This is a genomic window from Streptomyces sp. NPDC058964 (genome assembly GCF_042741275.1).
In the GTDB taxonomy this organism is placed as follows: domain Bacteria; phylum Actinomycetota; class Actinomycetes; order Streptomycetales; family Streptomycetaceae; genus Streptomyces.
The window spans coordinates 1-2,099 of record NZ_JBHYKH010000863.1 but is presented as its reverse complement, the minus strand read 5'-3'; the positions used below and the strand labels follow the sequence as shown (position 1 = coordinate 2,099).

General features: G+C 67.7%; 2 protein-coding genes. Both read right to left on the bottom strand.

Features of this window, described 5'->3' with window-relative positions:
• Positions 1 to 161 precede the first annotated feature (161 nt).
• Positions 162 to 716: a flavoprotein gene (locus ACFW2E_RS45725; protein WP_384477783.1), complete on the bottom strand. Its 555-nt coding sequence runs from the start codon at positions 714 to 716 to the stop codon at positions 162 to 164.
• A gap of 5 nt (positions 717 to 721) precedes the next feature.
• Positions 722 to 1,957 (bottom strand): helix-turn-helix domain-containing protein, encoded by a 1,236-nt coding sequence (locus ACFW2E_RS45720; RefSeq protein ID WP_384477780.1) that lies wholly within the window; start codon positions 1,955 to 1,957, stop codon positions 722 to 724.
• Positions 1,958 to 2,099: the final 142 nt, after the last annotated feature.

Below are 2,099 nucleotides of genomic sequence, written 5' to 3'. Positions count from 1 at the left end.
TATATCACTCCACCTGTCTCGGCCACAAGACTGACTCCCCCCCGCGAGTTTTGAACTTGCGCCCCGTGGCTACTTTTGGTGTGGGCGCCCCCCCCCCCCCGCCCCCCGCACCTGTTGGCGGGGCCCCTCTTTCCTTGCAGGTCAGGTGGGTTGACGATTCGTCATCGGGTGGCTGCGTCCACTGCGTCCAGCACCGCCGACCACGGGAGTGTGCGCCCCGCCGGCGCTTCTCGCGGCTCATATAGCGGCCATACGGCCGGGTCGTCGACAACGTGCACGCCTCCCGCCCTAAGGGTGTCGATGTGGCGCTGCCAGGCCGGATGGCGAGCGTGTGCCGCGTTCACCCGGGGGAAGACGACGACCGGCAGACCTCGGGTGCCGATGGCCTCGCCCACCTGTGTAAGAGCCTGGTTGTCCATCAGGCCCGTCGCGAGCTTGGCAACCATGTTGGCCGACGCCGGAGCGACGACGTAGCAGTCAACCGCCGGGTGCGGTCGGGCCTCGCCGGGCAGCCGCGGCTCATGGCGCACGGGCAGGCCGGTCAGCTTCTCCAGCCGCTCAGCCTCGCCACTGAGCCGTAGCCACTGAGCCGCGGTCGGCGTGAGCGTGATGGCCACCTGCCAGCCGCGCTCCATGGCGGGCTCCACCAGGCCCGTGCGCAGGCCCTCCAAGCCTCCGGCCGCGGACCCGACGACCCCGAGTACTCCGCGCTTCATTGGACTCACTGCACCGCCCTGCACCGCTGAGCCATCACGAACACTTCGGATGAGCGCGAGCCGCCGGTGACCGGAGACTGTTTAATCAGGTCCCGCAGCGTCTCGCGCACCCTGGGATTGTTGCGCACGAGCTGTGGCGAGGTGCGCTCAGCTGTCCGAAGCTCCGTGAAAGCCTCATCGCCCTGTCCGGCGAGCGACAGGGCGCGCGCGTAGTCGATTCGGTGCGAGACGCTGCGTTCCTGTGGCATGTGGTCGACGTTGATCTGTCCGTGCTCCACTACGTAGGACACGTTGTCGAGGTCCAGCTCGACAGACAGGCGGTGAAGCAGCACGTTCGTCGGTCCAAAGCCGGTCTGCCAGTAGTTCTCATCAGACCCGAGATCGTCCGCGAGTTCTTCGGCTCGGTTCAGCAAGCCCGTCGCGGTGGGCCGGTCCTGGTGACGGGCTGCTGCTACAGCGGCGCGCAGGTGGATCATGCCCAGCAGGCTCAGGGCCGCGGGATCGCTCTCGGTGACCCGCAACGACAGCCATGCGGCGGCCGTGTTGCCCAGCTCCAGTGCGTCGTCATATCGACCGTTTGCCAGCAGGGCGTGGGTGCCCGAACGTGCGGCCGATGCCAGTACGAGGGGGTCGTCCGACTCGTCAGCGGCCCGCATCGCGCGCTCGGCCGCGAGCCATGAGATGTCTGATTCTCCGATCTTTGCGAGCGTCGTAGCAGCGAGGTGGTGTGTGCGAGCAGACACTGCCCAGCAGTCGCTACGATCGTCGCCGCGGCGCGCTGCTCGTTCCTCAAGTTCCTGAGCGGTCTGCAAGAGCGCGGGCAGAGCCGCGATGACGCTGCCCAGTCGCCCGCCTTGATAGTCATTCCAGGCCTGCTCCACGCGCATGGCAACAGGGGCCGGCGTGGGAAGCTGTGTCTCGGCCTCGGGGCCGAAGAGCAAGCGCGACAGCCGGCGCGGGCTCATGAGCGCGTCGCGCACGGCCGGAACGTCGTCCTGCTGCCTCTCGTCCTCCATGAGCACGGTCTGACCGAGTAGGTCCCCGAGGGGCACGCGCAGGAGGCGCGACAACTCCGCAAGCATGTCGATCCGGGGTGGCTTCCTACGGCCGGTCTCGATCTTCGCCAACCAGTCTGTGCTACGGCCGACCAGTCCGGCCAGAACCTCTTGCGTGTAGCCGCGGCGCTTGCGGTAGAACGCGATCCGCTCGCCGATGCTGAGGTGATCTCCGAGACCACGCATTGCGTGCTGCCTCCTGCTGCTTGTGAGGGGCCGGTTTCACGGTACAGAGCTGGCAGTGGGGCGCGGTAGTCGGCCACACGGGCTCTATGGGGCCGTACGAGCATGAGGGCTCGCACAGGAAGGGACCCGGACACTTCGTCCG

Excerpts from the sequence above, each read along its gene's own strand:
- ACFW2E_RS45725 (WP_384477783.1), bottom strand. The coding sequence starts at position 716 with ATGAAGCGCGGAGTACTCGGGGTCGTCGGGTCCGCGGCCGGAGGCTTG.
- ACFW2E_RS45720 (WP_384477780.1), bottom strand. The coding sequence starts at position 1,957 with ATGCGTGGTCTCGGAGATCACCTCAGCATCGGCGAGCGGATCGCGTTC.